1 protein-coding gene is annotated in these 221 nt (G+C 44.3%); it reads right to left on the bottom strand.

The features are described from left to right. Positions 1 to 221 (bottom strand): helicase-related protein (locus KI369_RS28625; protein WP_212959015.1); only part of this gene is annotated, 221 nt, incomplete at both ends.

The following is a 221-nucleotide window of genomic DNA, read 5'->3' as shown; positions in this document are numbered from 1 at the left end:
CCAATACGATATGCGCGGTCTGTTGCTTGGTTTTCTACAGCTGGATTCCACCAACGGTCGTAGTGAATGACATGGTTGGCAGCGGTTAAGTTTAAGCCAGTTCCACCTGCTTTTAACGATAAGATGAAAATGTCATACGTTCCATTTTGAAACTGCTCGATCATTTTGTCACGTTCTTTCTTAGGTACACTACCGTTTAAGAAGAGGACGCGCTGACCGAA

This window comes from Bacillus sanguinis, assembly GCF_018332475.1.
Classification (GTDB): domain Bacteria; phylum Bacillota; class Bacilli; order Bacillales; family Bacillaceae_G; genus Bacillus_A; species Bacillus_A sanguinis.
This window is presented reverse-complemented; position numbering and strand designations above follow the sequence as displayed.